20 protein-coding genes, 4 tRNA genes and 1 other RNA gene are annotated in these 23,335 nt (G+C 72.3%); 12 read left to right on the top strand and 13 right to left on the bottom strand.

Annotated elements, in window-relative coordinates; all coding sequences use genetic code 11:
• Positions 1-60: 60 nt before the first annotated feature.
• From OG625_RS18190 to OG625_RS18175, 4 genes are all read right to left on the bottom strand, one after another.
• Positions 61-486 carry a hypothetical protein gene (locus OG625_RS18190; protein WP_329381851.1) on the bottom strand — a complete coding sequence of 142 codons (426 nt, stop codon included), beginning with the start codon at positions 484-486 and terminating at the stop codon, positions 61-63.
• 72 nt (positions 487-558) lie between these two features.
• Complete coding sequence (locus OG625_RS18185) at positions 559-1,125, bottom strand: TetR/AcrR family transcriptional regulator (RefSeq protein ID WP_329381848.1); 567 nt, start codon at positions 1,123-1,125, stop codon at positions 559-561.
• A gap of 67 nt (positions 1,126-1,192) precedes the next feature.
• Positions 1,193-1,720 (bottom strand): hypothetical protein, encoded by a 528-nt coding sequence (locus tag OG625_RS18180; RefSeq protein ID WP_329381847.1) that lies wholly within the window; start codon positions 1,718-1,720, stop codon positions 1,193-1,195.
• A 309-nt stretch (positions 1,721-2,029) separates the two neighbouring features.
• Positions 2,030-2,117: transfer RNA gene (locus OG625_RS18175), tRNA-Ser, on the bottom strand.
• A 108-nt stretch (positions 2,118-2,225) separates the two neighbouring features.
• On the opposite strand from OG625_RS18175, the gene ffs reads away from it, so the two are divergent.
• The 6 genes from ffs to OG625_RS18145 all read left to right on the top strand — a co-directional run bounded on the left by ffs (position 2,226) and on the right by OG625_RS18145 (position 10,733).
• An RNA gene (gene ffs / locus OG625_RS18170) (signal recognition particle sRNA small type) lies at positions 2,226-2,320 on the top strand.
• 67 nt (positions 2,321-2,387) lie between these two features.
• Entirely contained in the window at positions 2,388-4,703 is a 2,316-nt protein-coding gene (locus tag OG625_RS18165; protein WP_329381845.1) for a DNA polymerase III subunit gamma and tau, read from the top strand.
• Positions 4,704-4,763: 60 nt separating this feature from the next.
• Positions 4,764-6,017 carry a phosphoribosylamine--glycine ligase gene (gene purD, locus OG625_RS18160; protein ID WP_329381843.1) on the top strand — a complete coding sequence of 418 codons (1,254 nt, stop codon included), beginning with the start codon at positions 4,764-4,766 and terminating at the stop codon, positions 6,015-6,017.
• A 297-nt stretch (positions 6,018-6,314) separates the two neighbouring features.
• On the top strand, positions 6,315-8,054 hold the full coding sequence (locus OG625_RS18155) for a hypothetical protein (RefSeq protein WP_329381840.1): 1,740 nt from the start codon (positions 6,315-6,317) through the stop codon (positions 8,052-8,054).
• Between the two features lie 159 nt (positions 8,055-8,213).
• Complete coding sequence (locus tag OG625_RS18150; protein WP_329381837.1) at positions 8,214-9,728, top strand: N,N-dimethylformamidase beta subunit family domain-containing protein; 1,515 nt, start codon at positions 8,214-8,216, stop codon at positions 9,726-9,728.
• A gap of 99 nt (positions 9,729-9,827) precedes the next feature.
• Complete coding sequence (locus tag OG625_RS18145) at positions 9,828-10,733, top strand: phosphoribosylaminoimidazolesuccinocarboxamide synthase (protein WP_329381834.1); 906 nt, start codon at positions 9,828-9,830, stop codon at positions 10,731-10,733.
• A 46-nt stretch (positions 10,734-10,779) separates the two neighbouring features.
• Here OG625_RS18145 and OG625_RS18140 read toward each other — a convergent pair.
• The 8 genes from OG625_RS18140 to OG625_RS18105 all read right to left on the bottom strand — a co-directional run bounded on the left by OG625_RS18140 (position 10,780) and on the right by OG625_RS18105 (position 15,240).
• Positions 10,780-10,852: transfer RNA gene (locus tag OG625_RS18140), tRNA-Gly, on the bottom strand.
• 23 nt (positions 10,853-10,875) lie between these two features.
• Positions 10,876-11,487: a response regulator transcription factor gene (locus OG625_RS18135; RefSeq protein WP_329381831.1), complete on the bottom strand. Its 612-nt coding sequence runs from the start codon at positions 11,485-11,487 to the stop codon at positions 10,876-10,878.
• Positions 11,484-12,725 carry a sensor histidine kinase gene (locus tag OG625_RS18130; RefSeq protein WP_329381828.1) on the bottom strand — a complete coding sequence of 414 codons (1,242 nt, stop codon included), beginning with the start codon at positions 12,723-12,725 and terminating at the stop codon, positions 11,484-11,486. The genes OG625_RS18135 and OG625_RS18130 overlap by 4 nt, the downstream gene beginning before the upstream one ends.
• A gap of 22 nt (positions 12,726-12,747) precedes the next feature.
• The gene (locus tag OG625_RS18125) at positions 12,748-13,554 is read right to left on the bottom strand and encodes an ABC transporter permease (RefSeq protein WP_329381825.1); all 807 of its coding nucleotides are present in this window, start codon (positions 13,552-13,554) and stop codon (positions 12,748-12,750) included.
• Positions 13,551-14,471 carry an ABC transporter ATP-binding protein gene (locus OG625_RS18120; protein ID WP_329381822.1) on the bottom strand — a complete coding sequence of 307 codons (921 nt, stop codon included), beginning with the start codon at positions 14,469-14,471 and terminating at the stop codon, positions 13,551-13,553. Before OG625_RS18120 ends, OG625_RS18125 begins: the two co-directional genes overlap by 4 nt.
• A gap of 147 nt (positions 14,472-14,618) precedes the next feature.
• Positions 14,619-14,691 (bottom strand) — tRNA-Gly (locus OG625_RS18115).
• 72 nt (positions 14,692-14,763) lie between these two features.
• Positions 14,764-14,835: transfer RNA gene (locus OG625_RS18110), tRNA-Gly, on the bottom strand.
• Positions 14,836-14,922: 87 nt separating this feature from the next.
• On the bottom strand, positions 14,923-15,240 hold the full coding sequence (locus OG625_RS18105; RefSeq protein ID WP_329381819.1) for a histone-like nucleoid-structuring protein Lsr2: 318 nt from the start codon (positions 15,238-15,240) through the stop codon (positions 14,923-14,925).
• Positions 15,241-15,567: 327 nt separating this feature from the next.
• Here OG625_RS18105 and purS point away from each other — a divergent pair, with 327 nt between their 5' ends.
• The 6 genes from purS to OG625_RS18075 all read left to right on the top strand — a co-directional run bounded on the left by purS (position 15,568) and on the right by OG625_RS18075 (position 21,820).
• Positions 15,568-15,813, top strand: coding sequence for a phosphoribosylformylglycinamidine synthase subunit PurS (purS, locus tag OG625_RS18100; protein ID WP_042801325.1), 246 nt, complete (start codon positions 15,568-15,570; stop codon positions 15,811-15,813).
• 2 nt (positions 15,814-15,815) lie between these two features.
• Entirely contained in the window at positions 15,816-16,520 is a 705-nt protein-coding gene (purQ, locus tag OG625_RS18095) for a phosphoribosylformylglycinamidine synthase subunit PurQ (protein WP_329381815.1), read from the top strand.
• The gene (gene purL / locus OG625_RS18090; protein ID WP_329381812.1) at positions 16,517-18,766 is read left to right on the top strand and encodes a phosphoribosylformylglycinamidine synthase subunit PurL; all 2,250 of its coding nucleotides are present in this window, start codon (positions 16,517-16,519) and stop codon (positions 18,764-18,766) included. The genes purQ and purL overlap by 4 nt, the downstream gene beginning before the upstream one ends.
• 123 nt (positions 18,767-18,889) lie before the next feature.
• Positions 18,890-20,155 (top strand): hypothetical protein, encoded by a 1,266-nt coding sequence (locus tag OG625_RS18085; protein WP_329381809.1) that lies wholly within the window; start codon positions 18,890-18,892, stop codon positions 20,153-20,155.
• Positions 20,156-20,164: 9 nt separating this feature from the next.
• Positions 20,165-20,956: a maleylpyruvate isomerase family mycothiol-dependent enzyme gene (locus tag OG625_RS18080; RefSeq protein ID WP_329381806.1), complete on the top strand. Its 792-nt coding sequence runs from the start codon at positions 20,165-20,167 to the stop codon at positions 20,954-20,956.
• A gap of 63 nt (positions 20,957-21,019) precedes the next feature.
• Positions 21,020-21,820 carry an META domain-containing protein gene (locus OG625_RS18075; RefSeq protein ID WP_329381803.1) on the top strand — a complete coding sequence of 267 codons (801 nt, stop codon included), beginning with the start codon at positions 21,020-21,022 and terminating at the stop codon, positions 21,818-21,820.
• 16 nt (positions 21,821-21,836) lie between these two features.
• Here OG625_RS18075 and OG625_RS18070 read toward each other — a convergent pair whose 3' ends face one another.
• Entirely contained in the window at positions 21,837-23,261 is a 1,425-nt protein-coding gene (locus tag OG625_RS18070; RefSeq protein ID WP_329381800.1) for a sulfatase-like hydrolase/transferase, read from the bottom strand.
• Positions 23,262-23,335: the final 74 nt, after the last annotated feature.

Here is a 23,335-nt window from a genome sequence, read left to right as displayed (position 1 = left end):
TCGGAGTGTGACATCCGGCCACCGAAATGTGACCCACGCCTCATCGGCGGCCCCGGGCGGCTAGAGCTGCCCTGGCCACCATCTGTCGTCAGGAGAACCGGCGGGGCTGACCCGGGCTCGGGCCAGGATCTTCGAGTCGAGTGCCCGTACGAGTTGTCGCAGCTCGCGGGCCGACTTCTTGGGAAGGGCGTGCAGGACCTCTTCGAGGTGATCGCGGTGGAGGGAGGGATCGCAGCCGCATTCAAGGGTTTCGCACCGGGTTCCGGTGTGCGGAGCGGCCAGTCGCCTCAGCGGGCCGTGGGCCAGGGCGGCCCAGTGCCAAAAGGATCCGGCCGTGGCCTCGGGCCAGTAGTGGCTCCGGTCCAGCCGGCGGATGTCGGCCGTGCAGGCTCCGGACAGGCGGTCGATCGCCGGGTAGAGGCGTCGGTGGTCGCGGCTCCGTACGGGGATGCCGGCCCGCACGTCAGAGGGGCGCCTACGCGGCATTGCCCTTTCGGATGTCGGTCATGGGAGCAACGTACCGGGCCCACGGGCGCGGCGGTGCGAACAGAGCTCGACTCACAGGAGCCGGCGCACGGCCTGGACGATCGAGCGGCGGCGGTCGTCGGTGCTCTCGGCCTCGGTCGTAGAGGCGGGCATTCCGGTGGCATTGCCCGGGTTCCATGCGAGGGCGAGGCTCAGGACGAGGGTGAGCAGCGCGGTGGGGGAGAAATCGGCGCCGATGCCGTCCTCCTTCTGCACCGAGGCGAGCGCCTCCAGCTTCGCGTCGCGTGTCGGTGCCGCGACGGCCGGGTCCCGGTCGTGGCTGTCGCCGCGCTCCAGCCGATGCCACGTGGCGAGCCGGATGACCTCGGGGTGCTGCCGGCAGTAGTCGAAGAGCCGCCCCGCGTACCCGGGGAGGTCGTCGGGGGTGAAGGGAACCGCGTTCAGACCGTGGGTGACGTGGGTGTCGAAGACCGTGTCGAAGAGCTGGTCCTTGCTGCAGAAGTAGACGTAGATGAGGTTCTTGTTGGCAGCCGCCGCCTTGGCGATCCGGTCCACCCGGGCTCCGGCGATGCCGTGCGCGGCGAACTCGTCGGTGGCGGCCTGGAGGATGCGGGCCTTGGTGGCATCGGCGCGGGACATGCGAGAAATCGTAAGGGGGGACCAACCGGTCGGACGTTCTCCTGGGGATGCCCCGCGCCCAGGCCGGTCATCCGATCCCGAAGGCGTCGAGGACCGCGTCCGACGCAACCAGCAGAACCGTGCACCACAGCGTGACCCCGGCCATCAGCCAGCGGATCAGCGGCCACCGGGGGATGCCCAGCGCGGCGCCGAGCAGGGACGAGCCCCAGGTGCCGAAGAGGGCGGGCCCCACGATGCCGAAGCCCACCACGCCGTACCGCTCGAAGACCCGCCGCGCCCGCCGCCCCGCGGCGCCGGAGAGCCGGTCGCCCGCCGGTGACCCGATGGCGGCCACGCCGTCGGAGGGTGCGCCGTCGCCGGACGTGCCCGTCGCCGAACCGGCGCTCACCACGGGCGACTTCCGGCGGGCTTGCCAGGACTGCCAGCGCAACCGGGCCCGTTCCATGGCGAACACCGCGAAGACGACGCAGCAGGCGGAGCCCAGAAGCGCCGCGAACAGTGCGACCGGACCGGGCAGGGAGAGCGAGAGGCCGACGGGGACCGCGGGGGTACCGATGGCGAAGCCGGCGAGCAGGGTCCAGGCGAATCTCCCCATGCGGGTTCCCTTCAGCTGCGTCGTTCGCATCGTCGCGCCGTACCGCCGGCAGCCTAATTGACTAACCGGTTAGTCACTACCCGTGGATCATGTCGACGTGGTGCGAGACGGGTTGGCAGCCGGCAAGCCCTCGCGGCCGGCGCTGCCGCCTCCTGACCGAGCGACCGCGGGACGCTGTACAGAGCCTCGACAGAACGGTGGCGATCGATCCGCGCCGCGATCATCGCCTGAGACGGAAATCGAGACGGGACAAGCGAAAAGCCCCGCTGCGAGCAGCGGGGCTTTTCGACATCGTGCCCGGTGAGGCACTGGCGGAGGATACGAGATTCGAACTCGTGAGGGGTTGCCCCCAACACGCTTTCCAAGCGTGCGCCCTAGGCCACTAGGCGAATCCTCCGCCGCAAACAATACAAGACGTTGAGGGGTGCTCGCGAACGTGATCGTCGGCGGAGGGGCAGGTCGGGGTCCGGGTCGATTCCGGGGGTCTCCATCCGCTAGGGTGGGGGAAGCCCCTCACGTGGCGCTATCTCACCCAACTCCCCCAGGGCCGGAAGGCAGCAAGGGTAAGTGGGCTCTGGCGGGTGCGTGGGGGGCGTTTTGCGTTCCGGGGGGTCCCGGAGGCGTCGGAGGGCCACCGTTGTCGGTGGGCCCGGATAACCTCGTAAGCGTGTCGTCCCTTGCGCTGTACCGCCGCTATCGTCCCGAGTCGTTCGCCGAGGTCATCGGGCAGGAGCATGTCACTGCCCCGCTGATGCAGGCCCTGCGGAACAACCGGGTCAATCACGCGTACCTGTTCAGCGGGCCGCGCGGCTGTGGAAAGACGACCAGCGCGCGCATCCTCGCCCGGTGCCTGAACTGTGAGCAGGGTCCCACCCCGACCCCCTGCGGCGAGTGCCAGTCCTGCCGCGACCTCGCGAGGAACGGGCCGGGGTCCATCGACGTCATCGAGATCGACGCCGCCTCGCACGGTGGTGTAGACGATGCCCGTGACCTGCGGGAAAAGGCCTTCTTCGGGCCCGCCTCCAGCCGGTACAAGATCTACATCATCGATGAGGCCCACATGGTCACCTCGGCGGGCTTCAACGCCCTGCTGAAGGTGGTCGAGGAGCCGCCGGAGCACCTCAAGTTCATCTTCGCGACGACCGAGCCGGAGAAGGTCATCGGGACCATCCGGTCCCGGACGCACCACTATCCGTTCCGGCTGGTGCCGCCGGGCACCCTGCGCGACTACCTCGGCGAGGTCTGCGGCCGCGAGGGCGCCACCGTCGAGGACGGCGTGCTGCCGCTCGTCGTGCGCGCCGGCGCCGGATCCGTGCGTGACTCGATGTCCGTCATGGACCAGCTGCTGGCCGGCGCGGCCGAGGAGGGTGTGACCTATGCCATGGCCACCTCCCTGCTCGGCTACACGGAGGGTTCGCTGCTCGATTCCGTCATCGACGCCTTCGCCGCCGGTGACGGGGCCGCCGCCTTCGAGGTCGTGGACCGGGTGGTGGAAGGCGGGAACGATCCCCGTCGCTTCGTCGCCGACCTGCTGGAGCGGCTGCGCGACCTCGTGATCCTGGCCGCCGTGCCCGACGCCGGGGAGAAGGGGCTGATCGATGCCCCCGCCGATGTCGTGGAGCGGATGCAGGCCCAGGCGTCCGTCTTCGGGGCCGCCGAGCTGTCGCGGGCCGCCGATCTGGTCAACACCGGGCTCACCGAGATGCGGGGCGCGACCTCGCCGCGGCTGCAGCTGGAGCTGATCTGCGCCCGGGTGCTGCTGCCGGCCGCCTTCGACGACGAGCGGTCCTTCCAGGCCCGGCTCGACCGGCTGGAGCGCAGCGGGGCGGCCGCGTTCGCCGCCGGGCCGCCGCTCGCCGCGCCGGCTGCCGTGCCGCCTGCCATGGGCTACGTGCCCGGCCCCGAGGCGCACGCCATGGCGCCCGTCGGGCCCGGTGGGGGCGTCGCCGCCGCGCGCGCCGCCGTACGGGCGCCCGAGCCCGCCGCCGAGCCGGTACGAGCTCCCGAGGCGGCGCCGTCGCCCGCGCCTGCTCCCGCTTCCGCTCCCGCACCCGCTTCCGACGCCGGTGCCTGGCCGGGGGCCGCCGCTCCCGGGCAGGGCGTCCCGGCCCAGGCCCCGGCGACCGCCGCCCCGGCCACGGCCCCCGGCGCCTGGCCCGGAGCCGCCCAGCCGGGCGCCGCCGCTGCCGGCCAGGGCACCCCGCCCCCGGCTGCCGCCGCCCCGGCCCCGGGTACCTGGCCCGGAGCCGCGCAGCCCGGTGGGGCCGGTGCCGGCGCGTGGCCGAGCGCGGCCGCTCCCGGCCAGGGGATCCCCGCCGCGGCACCCGCCCCCGCGCCGGCCCAGGCGGCGGCCCCCGTGCAGGCGGCACCGCCGTCCCCCGGGATGGCTGCCGGAGCCGGCCAAGTGCAGGCGATGTGGCCGAGCGTCCTGGAGGCCGTGAAGAACCGCCGCCGCTTCACCTGGATCCTGCTCAGCCAGAACGCCCAGGTCGTCGGCTTCGACGGAACCACCCTCCAGCTCGGCTTCCCCAATGTCGGAGCCCGCGACAACTTCGCGAGCAGCGGCAGTGAGGACGTGCTCAAGTCGGTCCTGGCCGAGCAGTTCCAGGTCAACTGGAAGATCGACGCCGTGGTGGGCGGGGGCGGAGGCGGCGGCGGCCAGCCCGCGCCCCCGTACGGCGCTCCGCCGGCGCCCGCCTACAACCCGCCGCCCCCCGCCGCCCCCGCGGCCCAGGGCCACGGTCAGGCCTCGGCGCAGGCCCAGCCGCCGGCCCCGCAGCAGTCTCAGCCGCAGTACCAGCCCCCCCAGCAGTCCGCCTCCGCCCAGCAGCCCCCCGCGCAGCAGGCGCCCCCGCCGGTCGCCCCCGAGGACGACTTCGCGGAGGACGACGACCCGGACCTCGTCGACAGCGCGCTGACCGGACACGACCTGATCGTGCGCGAGCTCGGAGCCACGGTTGTGGAGGAATACACGAACGAGTAGGGCCGTCTCATTGGGTGGCCGCACGAAAGAGAATCCGGAGCGCGGGCTACGCTTCATGGCGTGAAGGTCCTCGTCATCGGCGGCGGCGCCCGCGAACACGCCCTGTGCCGCTCTCTGTCCCTCGACCCCGACGTCTCCGCGCTCTACTGCGCCCCCGGTAACGCGGGGATCGCGGAAGTGGCCGAGCTGCGGGACGTCGACCCCCTCGACGGCGACGCCGTCGCGCGCCTCTCCACGGAGCTCGGCGTCGACCTGGTCGTCGTCGGCCCGGAGGCGCCGCTGGTCGCCGGCGTCGGCGACGCCGTGCGCGAAGCCGGCATCCCCGTCTTCGGCCCGTCCGGCGAGGCCGCGCAGCTGGAGGGCTCCAAGGCCTTCGCGAAGGACGTGATGGCCGCGGCCGGCGTCCCCACCGCGCGCAGCTACGTGTGCACCACCCCGGAAGAGGTGGACGCGGCCCTCGACGCCTTCGGCGCCCCGTACGTCGTCAAGGACGACGGCCTGGCGGCCGGCAAGGGCGTCGTGGTCACCGAGGACCTGACCGCCGCCCGCGCGCACGCGCTCGCCTGCGACCGCGTGGTCATCGAGGAGTACCTCGACGGCCCCGAGGTCTCCCTTTTCGCCATCACCGACGGCGTCACCGTGCTGCCGCTCCAGCCCGCGCAGGACTTCAAGCGCGCGCTCGACGGCGACGAGGGCCCGAACACCGGCGGCATGGGCGCGTACTCCCCGCTGCCCTGGGCCGACCCGAAGCTGGTCGACGAGGTCATGGAGCTGGTCCTCCAGCCGACCGTCGACGAGCTCCGCCGCCGCGGCACCCCCTTCTCGGGCCTGCTCTACGCCGGTCTCGCGATCACCAGCCGCGGCACCCGGGTCATCGAGTTCAACGCCCGCTTCGGCGACCCCGAGACCCAGGTGGTCCTGGCGCGGCTGCGCACCCCGCTCGCGAGCGTGCTGCTGAACGCCGCCAACGGCACCCTGGCCGCCGAGCCCGCGCTCAGCTGGCGCGAGGACGCCGCCGTCACGGTGGTCATCGCCTCCCACAACTACCCGGAGACCCCCCGCACCGGGGACCCGATCGAGGGCCTCGCCGAGGTGGCCGCCGAGGACGGACCCGACACGTACGTGCTGCACGCCGGGACCCGCCGCGAGGGCGACGCGGTGGTCAGCGCGGGCGGGCGCGTCCTGTCGGTGACGGCGACCGGTTCCGATCTGGCGGAGGCGCGCGAGAAGGCGTATAAGGCCGTCGCGCGGATCAAGCTGGACGGCTCGCAGCACCGTACGGACATCGCCGCCAAGGCGGCCCAAGCCGGCTGAACCCCGCTGACCAGCGGCTCCGCAGACCCGCGGGCCCGGTGCGCACACCCTGCGCCCGGGCCCGCGGGCATGTTCGCGTGCGAGTGCATCCAGCCGCGTTCGAACGCACCCAGCTTTACCCAAAGCCATTCCATCGGGTGATCTCACCCGGTCTGCCTGACGCCCGGCCACACCCCAACTAGGGTGCGATTCCAAGCATTCCGGCACTTGGCCCACCGGCATTGCGATGTCAGTGGCGGGTGTCACAGTGGGGGAGTGAGCAACGCCGCCGCAGGGCAGAGGGGGTGAGGTCCGGCCGTGTCCGGAACCGGTTCGATCGTGGAAGTGGGCGTGCCGTCCGCACGTTCCCGCGCCCTGGGCGTGCTGCGTGTGCGCAGCAGGGCCCTGGCCCTCGGGCTGCTGCCCGCTGCCCTCGCCGTGGTGCTGGTGAGTGCCCGGATGACGGGCCGGCTGGCCGGTGACCCCTGGCCCGTGGTGACCCTCGTGGTCTGCGCGGTCGCCGCGCTGGTGCTGCTCGTCGGCGGGACCTTCGCCGCGGTGGTGCTGAAGGCGAGCCCCGCAGTGACGCCCACGGTGCCGCTCTCGGAGGACTCGGCGCCCGATCTCTACCGGCTCGTGCGGGACCTGGCCGACCGGATGGACGTTCCGGCACCCTCCGCGATAGCCCTGACCCCGGACTGCGACAGCTGGCTGGAGGACCGCTCGCACGCGGCCCACCGCCGCGATCGGGCCCGCACATCCGCCGGCACAGCCGCAGGCACATCTGCCGGCACAGCCGGCCTTGCCGGTCCGGAGACCGAGCCGGGCGCCGCCCCCGTGCTGGTGATCGGCTCGCCGTTCCTGTGGTGGATGCGGGTCGCCGAGCTACGGGCCGTCCTCGCGCCGGTCGTCGCCGGCACGGGACCTTCCGCGCACCCCGACATAGCCGACGCCCGCGGCTTCGTCCGCGGCCTGGACGCCGCGGTGGACGTGGGCAACCGGCGCGGCCTCGGCTGGATCGCCGCACCGGCCCGGCTGCTGCTGCGGCTGTGCCGGGTGGACGCCGCCGAGATGGAGCGCGGGGTGGCCGCCGCCGCGTCGGACCGTGCACAGGGTGTGGACTACGGGCTGCGCATCGTCGCGCAGGAGCAGGTCGGCCTCGCCTACGCGGGCTGGGACCGGCTGCTGACGCGGGTCGCGCTGCCCGCCTGGCGGATGGGCCGCTGGCCGGCGCACCTCGACGCCGGAGTGGTCTCCGCGCTGACCGAGCTGTCCCGGCGCGACCGGCTGGCCGACGGGTTCACCTCGCGGCTCGGCGAGCGCCCCGCCTGCGATCTGCTGGAGCGCCCCGGCGTCATCGACGAGGCGGCCTCGCTGCTGGCCGCGCGGCTCTTCCACGGCGGTCCGGCCGAGGCCGGGCCCGACTGGTCCCCCGTGGACTGGGCGGCCTATCCGGAGGAGGTCGTGGACCGCAAGTGGCGCACGGAGGCGGCCCGGCTGCATGCCGCGCTCGATGCCCTGGCCGTCTCGGAGGGTCTGCCGGCAAGCTCCCCCGGAGCCGCGGGCCCCACCACCGTCACGCACACCGGCTCCCAGCCGCCCGCCACCGCCGACGGGTTCGCCGGGCCCACGCTGGACCGGGTGCTCGGCTACCTCACGGACCCCGGCGGCGAGTGTGCGGCCGGCGAGGCGCTGGCCGGCCGGCTCAGCGGGGACCTGGCCCGCGAGGAGCGGGCCGCCGGTGCCGCGCATCCCCCGGCCGCGAAGGCGCACGGCGCGGACTCCGTACCGCTCTTCCCGCTCCAGCCGCCCCGCAGCGGGCGGGACCTGCTGGCCGACCACGTCACGGCGATGGTGTGCTGCGCCGCCGTGGACTCGGCGGGCGCCGCGCCCGGCCTCGACTGGCTGGACGGCCCGGTGCTGCTCGTCGGCGGCGCCCGCCGCTCCGACCTGGCGCCGCTCGTGCTGTGCCTCGTCGAGGACGGGGACCCGGAGCCCCTGCGGGACTGGCTCGCGGAGCTCGGCGTCCGCCCCGAGAAGCCCGTCCGCCTCGTCTGACGCTTCCCCCATCGGGCTACGGATCGCACGCACAAACGGATTGGAATGTTCCGGTCACGTCAATTCGCGACGAACGGTGACGGACTGAGTGCGTTATGTGATGTGCTGGGACCGGCTTGATACATGCCCGTTCGGGGGAGTGAGGGAGGGGAGCGGTTCATGAGTGCGGATCAGATCCGGCGTTGGGAGTCAGGTGCGCTCGCGCACGCGGTGACCGACCCCTTCGGACAGGGCCCCCTGCCCTGGTTCCGGGGGAGCGAGCTCTACTTCGACGACACCGGCCAGGTGGTCCCCTGGTACGTGGACCCGGCCGCCGCGGCGGTCAACGCCGCAGGCAGCGGCGCCGGCACCGACACCGGCCGGATCCCGCGCGCCCGAGGCACCGGCGGCCCCCGTACCGCCGACGACGTGCACCGCCAGATCAAGGGCTTCACCTCCACCGGCGCCGTGACCCCCGGAGAGGCCATCGACTTCCACATCACCGTCGATCCGCCCCAGCAGTTCTCGGTCGACGTCTACCGGATCGGCCACTACGGCGGAGACGGCGCCTCCAAGATCACCACCAGCCCCCGGCTCTCCGGCATCGTCCAGCCGGCGCCCCTCACCGCCGACCGGACCGTCTCCTGCCACCACTGGTGGATGTCCTGGCGCCTCCAGGTCCCGTCCTACTGGAGCGTCGGCGCGTACGTGGCCGTCCTCACCACCGCCGACGGCTACCGCTCACACATCCCCTTCACGGTCCGCGACGACCACCCCGCCGACCTGCTCCTCCTGCTCCCGGACATCACCTGGCAGGCCTACAACCTCTACCCGGAGGACGGCCGCACCGGCGCCAGCCTCTACCACGCCTGGGACGAGGAGGGCCGCCTCCTCGGCGAGCAGGACGCGGCCATCACCGTGTCCTTCGACCGCCCCTACGCCGGCGCGGGCCTGCCCCTCCACGTCGGCCACGCCTACGACTTCATCCGCTGGGCCGAGCGCTACGGCTACGACCTCGCCTATGCCGACACCCGCGACCTGCACGCCGGCCGCGTCGACCCCACCCGCTACCGCGGCCTGGTCTTCCCCGGTCACGACGAGTACTGGTCGGGCCCCATGCGCCGCACCGTCGAGCGCGCCCGCGACAACGGCACCTCGCTGGTCTTCCTCTCCGCCAACACCATGTACTGGCAGGTCGAGCTCGGCCCGTCCCCCTCGGGAGTCGACGACCGGCTCCTCACGTGCCGAAAACGCCGCGGCCCGGGCCGCCCCAGCCTCTGGCGCGAAGTGGACCGCCCGGAGCAGCAGTTGCTCGGCATCCAGTACGCGGGGCGGGTCCCCGAGCCCGCGCCCCTGATCGTGCGCAACGCCACGCACTGGCTCTGGGACTCCACCGGCGCCGGGGAGAACGACGAGCTGCCCGGCCTGGTCGCCGGCGAGGCGGACCGCTACTTCCCGCGCACGCAGCTCCCCGAGCACCAGGACCGGATCCTGCTCGCGCACTCCCCGTACCTCGACACCGAGGGACACCGCCGCCACCAGGAGACCTCCCTCTACCGGGCCCCCAGCGGCGCGCTGGTCTTCGCCTCCGGCACCTTCGCCTGGTCCCCGGCCCTGGACCGCCCCGGCCACGTCGACGAGCGGGTGCAGCGGGCCACCGCCAACCTCCTCGACCGCATCTGCAAGAGGGACTGACCAGGACTGACCAGCGAGGCCGCGGCACCCCCTGGCCGGAGCGCGGGCACCGGTACGCCAGAATGGTCCCGCGCTCGTACAGAACCACAGGGAGACCCCGTGTCCGGATTCGTCGAAAAGCCCGAGCCGGTTCAGGTGCCCGGCCTCGTCCACCTCCACACCGGGAAGGTGCGCGAGCTCTACCGCGACGAGGACGGCCATCTCGTCATGGTCGCCAGCGACCGCCTGTCCGCCTTCGACTGGGTGCTGCCGACCGAGATCCCGGACAAGGGCCGCGTGCTCACCCAGCTGTCCCTGTGGTGGTTCGACCAGCTCGCGGACATCGTCCCGAACCACGTCATCTCCACCGAGCTCCCCGCCGGCGCCCCCGCCGACTGGGCCGGCCGCACCCTGATCTGCAAGAACCTGAACATGGTCCCGGTCGAGTGCGTGGCCCGCGGCTACCTCACCGGCTCCGGCCTCGCCGAGTACAAGGAGACCCGTACGGTCTGCGGTCTCGCGCTCCCCGAGGGACTCGTCGACGGCTCCGAGCTGCCCGCCCCGATCTTCACCCCGGCCGCCAAGGCCGCGGTCGGCGAGCACGACGAGAACGTCTCGTACGAGGAGGTCGCGCGCACCGCCGGCGCCGAGACGGCCGCGCTGCTGCGCCAGGCCACCCTCGCCGTCTACGGCCGGGCCCGGGACGTCGCCCGCGAGCGCGGGATCATCCTGGCCGACACCAAGTTCGAGTTCGGCTTCGACCCCGAGGACGGCACCCTCGTCGCCGCCGACGAGGTGCTGACCCCGGACTCCTCCCGCTTCTGGCCCGCCGACCAGTGGGAGCCGGGCCGTACGCAGCCCTCGTTCGACAAGCAGTACGTCCGCGACTGGCTGGCTTCCCCGGCCTCCGGCTGGGACCCGAAGAGCGAGGTGCCGCCGCCGGCCCTCCCGACGCAGGTCGTCGCGCAGACCCGCGCCAAGTACATCGAGGCGTACGAGCGCCTCACCGGCCAGACCTGGTCCTGAGAAACGAAGAAGGCCCCGATCGGTGATCGGGGCCTTCTTCGTTCTGAGCGGACAACGCGACTCGAACGCGCGACATCCACCTTGGCAAGGTGGTGCTCTACCAACTGAGCTATGTCCGCACTGCGCCGTAGCGCGAGAGCAACTATACCCAACCTCGCGCGCGAGCGAGACGCACCGCCGTGTGTCGGTTTTCGGCGCCCAGTTTCGTCGCCGCCGAGGACAGGTAGTTCCGCACGGTCCCCTGGGACAGCGAGGCCCGCTCCGCGATCTCCGCGATCGGCGCCCCGTCCGCCGCGAACTCCAGCACCTCCGCCTCCCGAGCGGTCAGCGGAGAGTCGCCCGCACTGATCGCGTCGGCCGCCAACTCCGGGTCCACGTAACGCCCTCCGGCGTGCACGGTCCGGATCAGCTCCGCCAGCCGCTGCGCCGAAACGGTCTTCGGAGTGAAGGCCCGCACCCCCGCCGCGAGGGCCCGCTTCAGGTGGCCCGGACGGCCGTGACTGGTCACGATCATGACCTTGCACTCGGGGATCTCGGCCCGCAGGGTTGTGGCGACACTCACACCGTCCGCCCCGGGCATCTGCAGGTCGAGCACCGCCACGTCGGGCCGGTGCGCCCGCGCCATGGCGAGGGCCTCGGGCCCCGAGGCCGCCTCGGCGACGACCAGCAGGTCGTCCTCCAGCGAGAGCAGCGCCGCCAGGGCGCCGCGGATCAGGTGCTCGTCGTCGGCGAGCAGTACACGTACGGGGCTCACGCCCGCACCTCCAGTCGTTCGGTCCGCGGGGCGGGGATCTCGGCGTGCAGCCGGAACCGGCCGCCGTCCACCAGCCCCGCCTGCAGGGTTCCGTCCAGTACCGCGAGCCGCTCGCGCAGCCCGGCCAGCCCCCATCCCGGCAGCCCCGCGGGCACCTCGGGAGCCCCGTCGTTCTCCACCAGCAGCGTCACGGAGCCCCCTACGGGCGCGGTGAGCCGGATCAGGCAGTTCTTCGCGTCCCCGTGCCGCAGTACGTTCGTCGTCGCCTCCCGCACCACCCAGCCGAGCGCGGACTGCACCTCGGCCGGCAGCGGCCGGGCCGCCTCGAAGTCGACCCTGCAGTCCATCCCGGCCGCGGCCAGCACCCCGCGGGCGCCCTCCAGCTCCACGGCGAGGTCCGCCTCGCGGTAGCCGCGTACGACGTCCCGGACCTCGCGCTGCGATTCCCGCGCGATCCGCTGCACCTCGATCATCTGGTCCACGGCCTCGGGCCGTTCGCGCCGGGCCAGTTGCACCGCCAGCTCGCTCTTGAGCGCGATCACCGCCAGGTTCCGGCCCATCACGTCGTGCAGGTCCCGTCCGAACCGCAGCCGCTCCTCGGCCACCGCGAGCCGCGCCTGGTCCTCGCGGGCGTGGTCGAGCTCGTAGACCGTCCTGAGCAGCCACGCCGAGAACCCGCAGGTGGCGCTGAAGAACAGGCAGCCGACGAGTACCCCGACGGAGTACCCCAGCGCGTATCCGGCCGGCATGCCCAGCGCGAGCACGGCCACTCCGATCGCGGCCGCCGTGGCCGGGGCGACGTACCACATGGTCCGCACCGACCGCATGCACAGCACCAGCGATCCCGCGGTGAAGCAGGTCAGCCCCGCCACCAGCGTCGGCGCCACCGCCGGCTCGTCGATCTTCCCGGTCGCCTTCAGAGCGAGCACCCCCAGGGCGGCCGCGGCCGTCAACGCGGCGGTGGCCACCGCCAGCCGGGTCGGGCGTTCGCGCCGCCCCGTCACCCAGCCCAGCGCCTTGGAGGAGAGCACCCCGCACAGCACCGCGTGGGCGCACAGCATCAGGAAGAGCGAGAGGGGCACCACCAGGGCGGAGGAGTTCTCGGCGGCGGAGGCCACGGGGGCCAGTCCGAACGACGTGATCTCGATGAGCACGAAGAGGTGGAACGACCACCGCGTGTACAGCTCGACCTTCCCCGCACTGCTGCGGTTCTTCCACCACCCCGTCAGCTTCGACACGGTTCCGGTCCCCCAACTCGCTCTAGCGCCGAGGTTCCCAGCGGAACCACCGCTGAACAGCAAACACGGTGATCATGATCCAGGCCAGCGCGCCGCCCGCGCTCCCCAGCAGCTCCCCGCCGGCCGCGCCGCCGCTCCAGCCGGCCCGTACCAGTTCCATCACCCCGCTCAGCGGCAGCAGTTCGCACACCGAGGCCACGGAGTCCGGCAGCGAGTCCACCGGCACGAACAGCCCCGAGCCGAGCCCGGTCAGCAGGAACAGCGGCAGCGTGGTGAGGCCGGCGCTCTCCACGGTGCGGGTGAAGGAGCTGGTCAGCGCCGCCATCCCGGCCAGGATCACGATCCCCGCGAGGACGGCCGCCGCGAGCACCAGGGGATTGCGCGGCATCCGCACGTCCAGGGCGACCGCCCCGGCCACCGCGAGGACGAGGATCTGGCCGAGCGCCAGCACGGCGGCGGGCAGCGCGGTTCCGGCCAGGATCTCCGGATCGTTCGCCTCGCCGGTACGCAGCCGCTTGAGCACGAGCTCCTCGCGCCGTGCCACGTAGGCCGAGACCAGGCTCATGTACACGACGAGGGTCAGCACCATGCCGATGCCGCCGGTGAGCGTGGCTTCGCCGAGGGCCGCAGCCCCGTCGAGGCCGGTCAGGGAGGACCGCAGGATGAAGACCATCACCAGCGGCATCAGCAGGGCCATGCTCAGCGTGGCCCGGTTGCGTACGAGCAGGGTGAGTTCGCTGCGGCCGAGGGCGAGGAGCCGCCGGGGGTTGACGCGCGGGCCCGGGGCCTTGGCGGGCTGCGGGTTCAGGTGCAGGCTGTGCGTGTTCATCGGGCTCCCGCCTTCTCACGTCGGTTCTGCGCGATCTCCAGGAAGGCCTCCTCCAGGGAGGCGGACCGGGCGTCGAGCCCGGCCAGCTCGACTCCGGATTCCCCGGCCCAGCCCAGCAGTTCGGCGAGGTCCGCCTGGAGCCGGTGAGTACGGATCTCCACGCGCGGCCCGTCGGCCGCCGCGCGCAGCGCCGGCGGGATCCGGCCCGCCGCCACTCCGTCCGGCAGCGTGAAGCGGATCCGGGACGGCCGGGTCGCGGTCACCTCGGCCGGGCGGCCCGACACGACGATCTCCCCCTCGTGCAGGATCGCCAGCCGGTCCGCGAGCTCCTCGGCCTCCTCCAGGTAGTGCGTGGTCAGCAGCACCGTGGTGCCCTGCGCGCGGAGGTCCCGTACCAACGCCCAGGTGTCCCGGCGCCCTTCCGGGTCCATTCCGGTGGTCGGCTCGTCCAGGAACAGCACCTCGGGCCGCCCCAGCAGGGCCGTCCCCAGGTCCAGCCGCCGCCGCTCGCCCCCGGACAGCTGCTTGACCCGTACGGAGGACCGCGCGGCCAGCCCGACCAGCTCCAGCACCTCCGCCGCGGGGCGGGCGCTGCTGGTGACCCCGCCCCACATCCGCAGGGTCTCGGCGACCGTGAGGTCTGAGGGGAAACCGCCCTCCTGGAGCATGACCCCGGTGCGCGGGCGGACCTGGGCCCGCCGCGTGTACGGGTCGAGCCCGAAGACGCGGACCTGCCCGCCGCTCGGCGCGGCCAGCCCCTCCAGCAGTTCGACGGTGGAGGTCTTGCCGGCGCCGTTGGTGCCGAGCAGCGCGAAGATCTCGCCGCGGGCCACGGAGAAGGAGACGCCTCGTACGGCCTCGAATCCTCCGGCGTAGCCGCGGCGCAGGCCTTGGGCGTCGATCACGGTGTCAGTCATGACTCAAGCCTCGCGGCGCCCGCGCCGGGTCGGCAGTGCGCGCTGTCATGACCCGGGATGACATTTGTCAGGCGCCCCGGCCGCCGTCACGCGCGAGGGAATATGAAGAAGGCCCCGATCGCAATGATCGGGGCCTTCTTCATACAGAGCGGACGACGCGACTCGAACGCGCGACATCCACCTTGGCAAGGTGGTGCTCTACCAACTGAGCTACGTCCGCAAGCAGTGCACTGCTGGGGCAGTACGTGCATCACTCTACCCGATCCACCGAGGTGGTCGGAAAGCGATACAGAGCGGGTGACAGGAATCGCACACTGCGCCTTCCCCCTGGAAGAGGGATGTTCTGCTACTGAACTACACCCGCACGACCTTGGGGGCTGACCTTCCGGCCCGGCCCCTTGGCGTGATCCAGACTCTAGCCGAACCATGGGGGTGGATGGCAAATCGGCTCTCAGTGGGCGGCGTTGTAGGCCTCGTAGATCTTCTTGGGGATGCGGCCGCGGGGCGGCACCTCGAACTGGTGGGACCGAGCCCAGGCCCGGACGACCGCCGGGTCGGGGGCGACGGACGTGTGCTTGAACACCTTCCCCGAGCGTGACTGACGGCGGCCGGCGGCCACGAAGGGGGCCAGGCCCTTCCGCAGTTTCTTTGCGTTCGCCGCATTGAGGTCGATCTCGTAGGACTTTCCGTCCAGGGCGAACACGACCGTCTCCGCCGCTTCTCCGCCGTCGATGTCATCGGAGAGCGTGACCACTACGCGCTGCGCCACGGATATCGGTCCCTTCGGTGCGACGCCGCCACGCGCTGACGTGCGGCGATGTCGCCTGTGTGGATGTTTCGGGGCAATGCATCTTTGAAGCGAAATCTTGGGTGATTCCTTTGTACCCCGATTCTCATTGCATTGCGAAGCCCAGTTAATTCTCTCCGCGTGTCCCGCCGCAATGCCGGGCACGTGTTTTTCCGGCGGATTTTGCGAAGCGTTGGTGAAGCCGAAACGGGTCGGTGATCACTCCCTCCGGATATCTACCCGCGTAGAAATTTCGGCCGGGTACGCTGATGGAACCGCCTTCGCACCAACCACAACACGGGAGTGCCAGTGGCACGCGTCGTAGTCGACGTCATGCTCAAGCCGGAGATCCTCGACCCCCAGGGCCAGGCGGTGCAGCGTGCACTGCCGCGCCTGGGCTTCGATGGGATCGCCGACGTCCGCCAGGGGAAGCGCTTCGAACTGGAGGTGGAGGGACCGGTCGACCAGGCCGCCCTCGACCGCATCCACAAGATGGCCGAAACGTTCCTCGCCAACACCGTCATCGAAGACTTCACCGTGAAGGTCGAGGCCTGACGGTGACCACTCGCATCGGTGTCGTCACGTTCCCCGGAACGCTCGACGACCGTGACTCGCTGCGCGCCGTCCGCCTCGCGGGGGCCGAGCCGGTCTCGCTATGGCACCGCGACAAGGACCTGCACCAGGTCGACGCGGTCGTCCTCGCGGGCGGCTTCTCCTACGGGGACTACCTGCGCGCCGGAGCCATCTCCCGCTTCTCGCCGGTGATGGAGACCATCATCGAGCAGGCCAAGGGCGGCATGCCCGTCCTCGGCATCTGCAACGGCTTCCAGGTCCTCACCGAGGCCCACCTGCTGCCGGGGGCGATGCTCCGCAACAACCACCTCCACTTCATCTGCCGCGACCAGAAGCTGCGGGTGGAGAACGCGGAGACCGCGTGGACCGGCGACTACACCGCCGGCCAGGAGATCTCCGTACCGCTCAAGAACATGGACGGCCGGTACACCGCCGACGAGCGCACGCTCGACGAGCTGGAGGCCGAAGGCCGCGTCGCCTTCCGCTACGTCGTCCGCGGCGAAGCCGCTGATGGATGCGGTAACCCGAACGGGTCGCTGCGCGACATCGCCGGCATCACCAACGCCGCGGGCAACGTCGTCGGCCTCATGCCCCACCCCGAGCACGCGGTCGAGCCGCTCATCGGGACGGGCCGCACCGACGGCCTCCCGTTCTTCACGTCGGTCCTGAAGAAGCTGGTCAGCGCATGAGCCTCGACACCGTCAAGAACGCCACCGAGACCCCGGACGCCTCCCAGCCCTGGAAGGAACTCGGCCTCAAGGAGGACGAGTACGCCCGGATCCGGGAGATCCTCGGCCGCCGTCCCACCGGCGCCGAGCTCGCCATGTACTCGGTCATGTGGTCCGAGCACTGCTCGTACAAGAGCAGCAAGGTCCACCTGAAGCAGTTCAGCGAGAAGAAGCCCCAGTCCGACGCCATGCTCGTCGGCATCGGCGAGAACGCCGGCGTCGTCGACGTCGGCCAGGGCTACGCGGTCACCTTCAAGGTCGAGTCGCACAACCACCCGTCGTACATCGAGCCCTACCAGGGCGCGGCCACCGGCATCGGCGGCATCGTGCGCGACATCCTCGCCATGGGCGCCCGCCCGGTCGCGGTCGTGGACCCGCTGCGCTTCGGCGCGGCCGACCACCCCGACACCAAGCGCGTCCTGCCGGGCGTCGTCGCGGGCATCGGCGGCTACGGCAACTGCCTGGGCCTGCCCAACATCGGCGGCGAGGTCGTCTTCGACGAGTGCTACCAGGGCAACCCGCTCGTCAACGCCGGCTGCATCGGCGTGATGAAGCACGAGGACATCCACCTCGCCAAGGCCTCCGGCCCCGGCAACAAGGTCATCCTCTACGGTGCCCGCACCGGCGGCGACGGCATCGGCGGGGTCTCGGTCCTCGCGTCCGAGACCTTCGACGACACCAAGCCCACCAAGCGCCCCGCGGTGCAGGTCGGCGACCCCTTCCAGGAGAAGCTCCTCATCGAGTGCACCCTGGAGATCTTCAAGGAGAAGCTGGTCGCGGGCATCCAGGACCTCGGCGGCGCCGGGCTCTCCTGCGCGACCTCCGAGCTCGCCTCCGCCGGCACCGGCGGCATGCGGGTCGAGCTGGACACCGTCCCGCTGCGCGACGCGACGCTCTCGCCCGAGGAAATCCTCATGAGCGAGTCGCAGGAGCGCATGTGCGCGATCGTCGAGCCGCAGTACGTCGACCGCTTCATGGAGATCTGCGAGAAGTGGGACGTCATCGCCACCGTCATCGGTGAGGTGACCGACGGCGAGCAGCTGGAGATCTACTGGCACGGCGAGCTCATCGTGGACGTGCCCCCGGGCACCGTCGCCCACGAGGGCCCGACCTACCACCGCCCGTACGCGCGCCCCTCCTGGCAGGACGCGCTCCAGGCGGACGACGCGGGCAAGCTGCCGCGGCCGCAGACCTCCGAGGAGCTGCGCGCGCAGGTCCTGGCCCTGGTCTCCTCCCCGAACCAGGCCTCCAAGTCCTGGGTCACCGACCAGTACGACCGGTTCGTGCAGGGCAACACCGTGCTCTCGCAGCCCGAGGACGCGGGCATGATCCGCATCGACGAGGAGTCCAACCTCGGCGTGGCCATGGCCACCGACGGCAACGGCCGCTTCGCCAAGCTCGACCCGTACACGGGCGCGCAGCTGGCGCTGGCCGAGTCCTACCGCAACGTGGCCGCGACCGGCGCCAAGCCGCTCGCGATCTCCGACTGCCTGAACTTCGGCTCCCCGGAGGACCCGGACGTCATGTGGCAGTTCGCGGAGGCCTGCCGCGGGCTGGCGGACGGCTGCCTGGAGCTGGGCACCCCGGTGACCGGCGGCAACGTCTCGCTCTACAACCAGACCGGTGACGTCGCCATCCACCCGACCCCGGTCGTGGCGGTCCTCGGCGTGATCGACGACGTCAACCGCCGTACGCCGATGGCGTTCTCGGAGACCGGCCAGCTGCTGTACCTGCTGGGCGACACGTCCGAGGAGTTCGGCGGCTCGGCCTGGTCCCAGGTCGTCCACGACCACCTGGGCGGCATGCCGCCGAAGGTGGACCTGGGCCGCGAGAAGCTGCTCGGCGAGATCCTGATCTCCGCCTCGCGCGACGGCATGATCGACGCCGCGCACGACCTGTCGGACGGCGGCGTCATCCAGGCGCTCACCGAGTCCTGCCTGCGCGGCGGCAACGGCGCGCGCGTGGTGGTCCCCGAGGGCCTGGACGCGTTCACGTTCCTCTTCTCCGAGTCCGCGGGCCGCGCCATCGTGTCGGTCCCGCGCAGCGAGGAGCTCCGCTTCACCGACATGTGCGGTGCGCGGGGCCTGCCGGCCGCGCGCATCGGCGTGGTGGACGGCGAGGAGATCGAGATCCAGGGCGAGTTCACCCTCCCGCTGGCCGAGCTCCGCGAGGCCCACGAGGCGACGATCCCGGCCCTGCTGGCCTGATCCCAGCCCTTGCCCGAGCCCCCGTCCGGTTCTTCCGGACGGGGGCTCGGCGTTTCCGGGGCCGGTTGGTAGCGTCGGTCGCCTCGTCGCGGTTGCAAGCCAGTAGCAGGAATGGGGTTGGGGATGTTCGAACCGATGGGGCCTTCCGGTGGCGGCCCGCTTCCGGACCGGGGCCGATGGCGCAATGCGGCCAATTTGCTGCTGTGTATCGCCGGTGTCGGCGGCATCGCCTTTGGCGGCTGGGCCCTGTACGGCTCCTATGAGTCCTGGCAGCACCGCGGGGAGAGCCGTACCGCGATCCGCGAGGCCTGTGCGGATCTGCTCGAACCCGACGCGGTGATGTGGTTGGACGGGGGCCGGGACCGGCTGGTGCCGAGCGAGGTCAAGGACCGCAAGAAGCTGGACCTGGAGGAACTCCCGGACGAGTGCGTCCTGCTCTCCTCGTACGAGGAGAAGGGCAAGACCCGGTGGACCACGCACTTCGGCCTGAGGGTGCACGCGCTGCCCCAGCCGGGCCTGCACGTGCTCGACACCGATGACAGGCCCTTCGACCCGTATGGTCACCGAAGCGCCGGCGAGGACGTCACCGACCAGGCGAGCGATCCGCTGCCCGCCCCGCTCGGCGACGGCAGTACGGGTGCCTACTCCGCCCGGACCGTCTCGGTGACGGTCGGCTGTGCGCAGGCCGTGGCGGGCACGACCTCCTTCCGCGCCTCCGCGACGGCCGAATACGGCGACCCGACCGACAAGGAACGCAAGGCCCTCGCCTCGATGGCCCGAGCGGCGGCGGTCAAGGCCGCGGAGCGCGCCGGCTGCGCCGTCACACCCCCCGAACTGCCCACCGCCCTGCCCGCGCAGGGGCGCACCCTCGGCCCCGCAGAGCAGGCGAGCGGCAGCTGCGCCTGGTACGCCGCCTTCCTGCGCGGCCGCCAGGACCGGGAGCGGCTGCCCGACAAGGCACTCGGCGTGCCGGTGTCGGAACGCAGCGGGAGCGAGTCCTGCGTGCTGGCGCTGGACACGGACACCCGTGAGGGCATCTACGCCCAGCTCCTCGCGGACGGTGTGAAGGCCGGGGGGCCCAGCGACCGCTGGACCAACCCCTGGTGGGTGCAGACCTTCTCGTACTTCGGCGACGACGCGGCCGGGACCAAGGTGGAATCCGGCGGCAAGAAGCCCACCGCGATCGCCGCCGGCCAGGCGGGACGGCACTACCGGCTCCTGTACGCCTCGGCCACCTGCCAGGGACGCCCCGCCGTTCTCGGCATGACCGTGGCCTTCCAGTACGACGGGGTACTCGGCCCCCGCCTCGACGAGGTCTTCAAGGCCTACGCCACCGAGACGGCGGCGCGGCGCGAATGCACCGGTCTCGTGCTGCCCGCGCCCGAGTAGGGTCGGGGCATGCCGCCCGCCAGGAAGAAGCCGCGTAGCTACGACCCCGACAAGATCCGCGCGGCCGTCACCGCGCAGTTCGGGCATGTCGCCGTCGCCGTGGGGGAGTTGGGGACCGAGCAGCTGGCCCGGCCCAGCGGGGTCGGGGAGTGGAGCGTCGCCGAACTCGCCGCCCACGTCGCCTGGATCGCCGACTCGCTGGCCGGCGGCCTCGCCCGGCCGCCCGCCGCCGTCGCGGAGCTCACGGCCGTGGAGTGGCCCTTCGCCACCGCCTCCCTCGCCGGGAAGATCTCCGAGGCCGCCCGGGAGACACTCGCCGGCGCCCCGCTCCCCGAGCTGTTCGCCACGGCCTCCGTCCGCATGGCGCGGGCCCTCGCCGAGAGCCCGGGCGACCGCGTGCTCGACCTGTGGATCGGCGACATGACCCTGGCCGACTTCCTGGTCACCCGGACCGTCGAGCTGGTGGTGCACACCGACGACCTGAACCGGGCCACCGGCCTGGACATCCCGATCGAGCGGCAGGCCCTCGCCGCCTGCACCCGGCTGCTCGCCGACGCCCTCGCGCTCAAGGCGCCGGGCGGCTCGGTCGAGGTACGCGTGCCGCCCTTCGCGGTGGTGCAGTGCATCGAGGGCCCCCGCCACACCCGCGGCACCCCGCCGAACGTGGTGGAGACCGACCCGCTGACCTGGCTCCGGCTCGCGACGGGCCGTACGGGATGGGCCGAGGCCCTGGACGCGGCGCAGGTCCGCGCCGGCGGCGAGCGGGCCGACCTCTCCGCACTGCTGCCGCTGATGAGCTGAGGGCCGAGGGGCTGAGGGGCGGGGCGGGTGGAACCGCTCCGGCGCCCGGCCCGTCCCAGGGGCATGCGTAGATTCCGGTACGTCCACGCCACCGCCGCGCTCGCGGCCCTCGCGCTCGCCGCCACCGCCTGCGGTACCACCGAGACCAGCGGGGGCGGCCCGCTCCCCGCAGTCACGGGGTCCTGGGCCGTCGAGTCGCTGACCACCGGCGGCAAGACCCTGCACGCGCCCGAGGCCGCCCGTGTCGAGATCGGGCACGAGGAGGCCACGGGCAACTACGGCTGCAACGGCTTCACGGCGGAGCTCGTGCAGGAGGGAACCTCCGCCCTGACCGTCTCGCCGGGCGTCTCGACCAACATGGCCTGCGAGCACATGGACTTCGAGACGGCCTTCTCCCAGCTGTTCAGGGGCCGGTTGACCATCGACCGGGGCCCCGACCGGCTCACCCTGAAGACCGTCGACGGGAGCACCATCGCCATGACCCCGAAGCCCCCGGCGGCGGACGCCCCGCTCACCGCCACCCACTGGACCGTCGACTCCACGATCAACGGCGACACCGCGGCCTCCCTGCCCGCCGAGGCGACCGGCAAGGCCCGGTTCGCGATCGACGGGGACACCGTGGCCGGCAGCCTCGGCTGCAACCGCTTCAGCGCCAAGGCCACCGTCGACGGATCCACCCTGACCTTCGGACCGCTCACCTCTACCCGGATGGCCTGCGAGGGCCCGGCGGGAGAGGTGGAGCGGGCGCTGACCGACCTGTTCGGCAGCGGCCCTCTCACCTGGAAGGTCCAGGAGCGCACCCTCACCCTCGTCGCCCCCGACGGCAAGGGCCTCACCGCGAAGGCGGCCTCCGCCGCGGAGTGATCAGGGCAGCGCGGGATCAGCCCGGGTAGGGCAGCAGTCCCGCGTTCACGCCCTCCCAGGCAGCCCGGAGTTCCGCCAGCCGGGCCGGCTCCACGGCGGCCTTGTCGGCCTGTTCGCGGATGTCGCCGGCCAGGTTGAACAGCTGGTCCCGGCCCGACTTGCCGCGGTAGTACTTCCAGTCGCCGCGCCGCAGCGCCCGCTCGCCGCGCACCCGCCAGAACAGGTTCCGCTCGGCGACCTTCTCCCCGCGCAGCAGGTACCCGGCCAGGCTCGCCCCGTCCAGCGGGTACGCCGGGTGCGGCCGGGTACCGGCCAGTTCCAGCAGGGTCGCCGTCCAGTCCGGGCTGAACACCGGGACGTGGCTGACCTGGCCGCCGTCGAGGCGCGCGGGCCACCGCACGACGTTCGGCACCCGGATCCCGCCCTCCTGGAGCGAAGCCTTGTTCCCGGCGAGGGGCCAGTTGTACGAGAAGCGCTCGCCGCCGTTGTCGCTGGAGAAGACGACGATCGTGTCGCGGGCCTGCCCGGAGCGGTCGAGGGCGCGCAGCACCTCGCCGATCGAGCGGTCCAGGTCCTCGACCATCTCCTTGTACTTCGCGACCGAGCCGCCGTCCGAGTGCCACAGGGCGCGGCCGTCGCCCGCCTTGATCCGCCGGACGATCTCGGCGCTCTCCTCGGTGTCCCCGTCGGCGATCCACGGCCAGTGCGGGGTGGTGAAGTTGAGGTTCAGCAGCCACGGCTTGCCGCCGTGGTCGCGTGCGACGTACTCGCTCGCCCGCTCCGTGATGATCCGCGTGTAGTAGCGCAGGTCCTTGTACTCGGCGTCGCCCTCGTAGAGGTCGTACTCGCCGCCCAGGCCCAGCTTGGAGTAGTACTCCAGGGCCCCGCCGAAGTTGCCGAAGAACTCGTCCCAGCCGGACTTGGTCGGGCTGTAGTCCGGCAGGTAGCCGGCGTGCCACTTGCCGATCAGCGCGGTGGCGTAGCCGGACTCCTTCAGCAGCGAGGCCAGCGTCGGGTGCGTCGGCTCCAGGCCCACCGACTTGTCGGCGATCGGCTCGGCCAGCCCGCCCTTGGTGCGGCCCGGGTAGCGCCCGGTGTACAGGCTGAACCGGGTCGGGGAGCAGGTCGCGGAGCCGGAGTAGGCGTCGGTGAAGCGGACGCCCTGCTTGGCGAGACGGTCCAGGTTCGGGGTCTTGATGTGCGGTGACCCGTACGAGGACAGGTCGGCCCAGCCCAGGTCGTCACCGAGGATGAACAGGATGTTCGGGCGCCGCGAATGCCGCCCCCGCGCGGCCCGGAACTCCCGCTCCGCTCCGGCCGACGGGGACTCGGCGGCCTGGGCCGGCGCGGCCCCGCCGAGACCCACGGCCGCGGCGGCGGCGGTCACTCCGACGGCGCCACCGAAGGCACGCCGGGACAGGTTGGATTCGTACGAAGACACAGGTACTCCAAGGCACAGCCCGCCCACCCGCCCCGGGCGGGCGCGGGACGGCGCGCGGCACGGCAGGGCAGGGC

Source organism: Streptomyces sp. NBC_01351 (genome assembly GCF_036237315.1).
GTDB lineage: Bacteria > Actinomycetota > Actinomycetes > Streptomycetales > Streptomycetaceae > Streptomyces.
This window is presented reverse-complemented; position numbering and strand designations above follow the sequence as displayed.

Coding starts and splice junctions, on each gene's coding strand:
- OG625_RS18190 (WP_329381851.1), bottom strand. CDS start 486: ATGCCGCGTAGGCGCCCCTCTGACGTGCGGGCCGGCATCCCCGTACGG.
- OG625_RS18185 (WP_329381848.1), bottom strand. CDS start 1,125: ATGTCCCGCGCCGATGCCACCAAGGCCCGCATCCTCCAGGCCGCCACC.
- OG625_RS18180 (WP_329381847.1), bottom strand. CDS start 1,720: ATGGGGAGATTCGCCTGGACCCTGCTCGCCGGCTTCGCCATCGGTACC.
- OG625_RS18150 (WP_329381837.1), top strand. CDS start 8,214: ATGAGTGCGGATCAGATCCGGCGTTGGGAGTCAGGTGCGCTCGCGCAC.
- OG625_RS18125 (WP_329381825.1), bottom strand. CDS start 13,554: ATGAACACGCACAGCCTGCACCTGAACCCGCAGCCCGCCAAGGCCCCG.
- OG625_RS18120 (WP_329381822.1), bottom strand. CDS start 14,471: ATGACTGACACCGTGATCGACGCCCAAGGCCTGCGCCGCGGCTACGCC.
- purL (WP_329381812.1), top strand. CDS start 16,517: ATGAGCCTCGACACCGTCAAGAACGCCACCGAGACCCCGGACGCCTCC.
- OG625_RS18085 (WP_329381809.1), top strand. CDS start 18,890: ATGTTCGAACCGATGGGGCCTTCCGGTGGCGGCCCGCTTCCGGACCGG.
- OG625_RS18080 (WP_329381806.1), top strand. CDS start 20,165: ATGCCGCCCGCCAGGAAGAAGCCGCGTAGCTACGACCCCGACAAGATC.
- OG625_RS18075 (WP_329381803.1), top strand. CDS start 21,020: ATGCGTAGATTCCGGTACGTCCACGCCACCGCCGCGCTCGCGGCCCTC.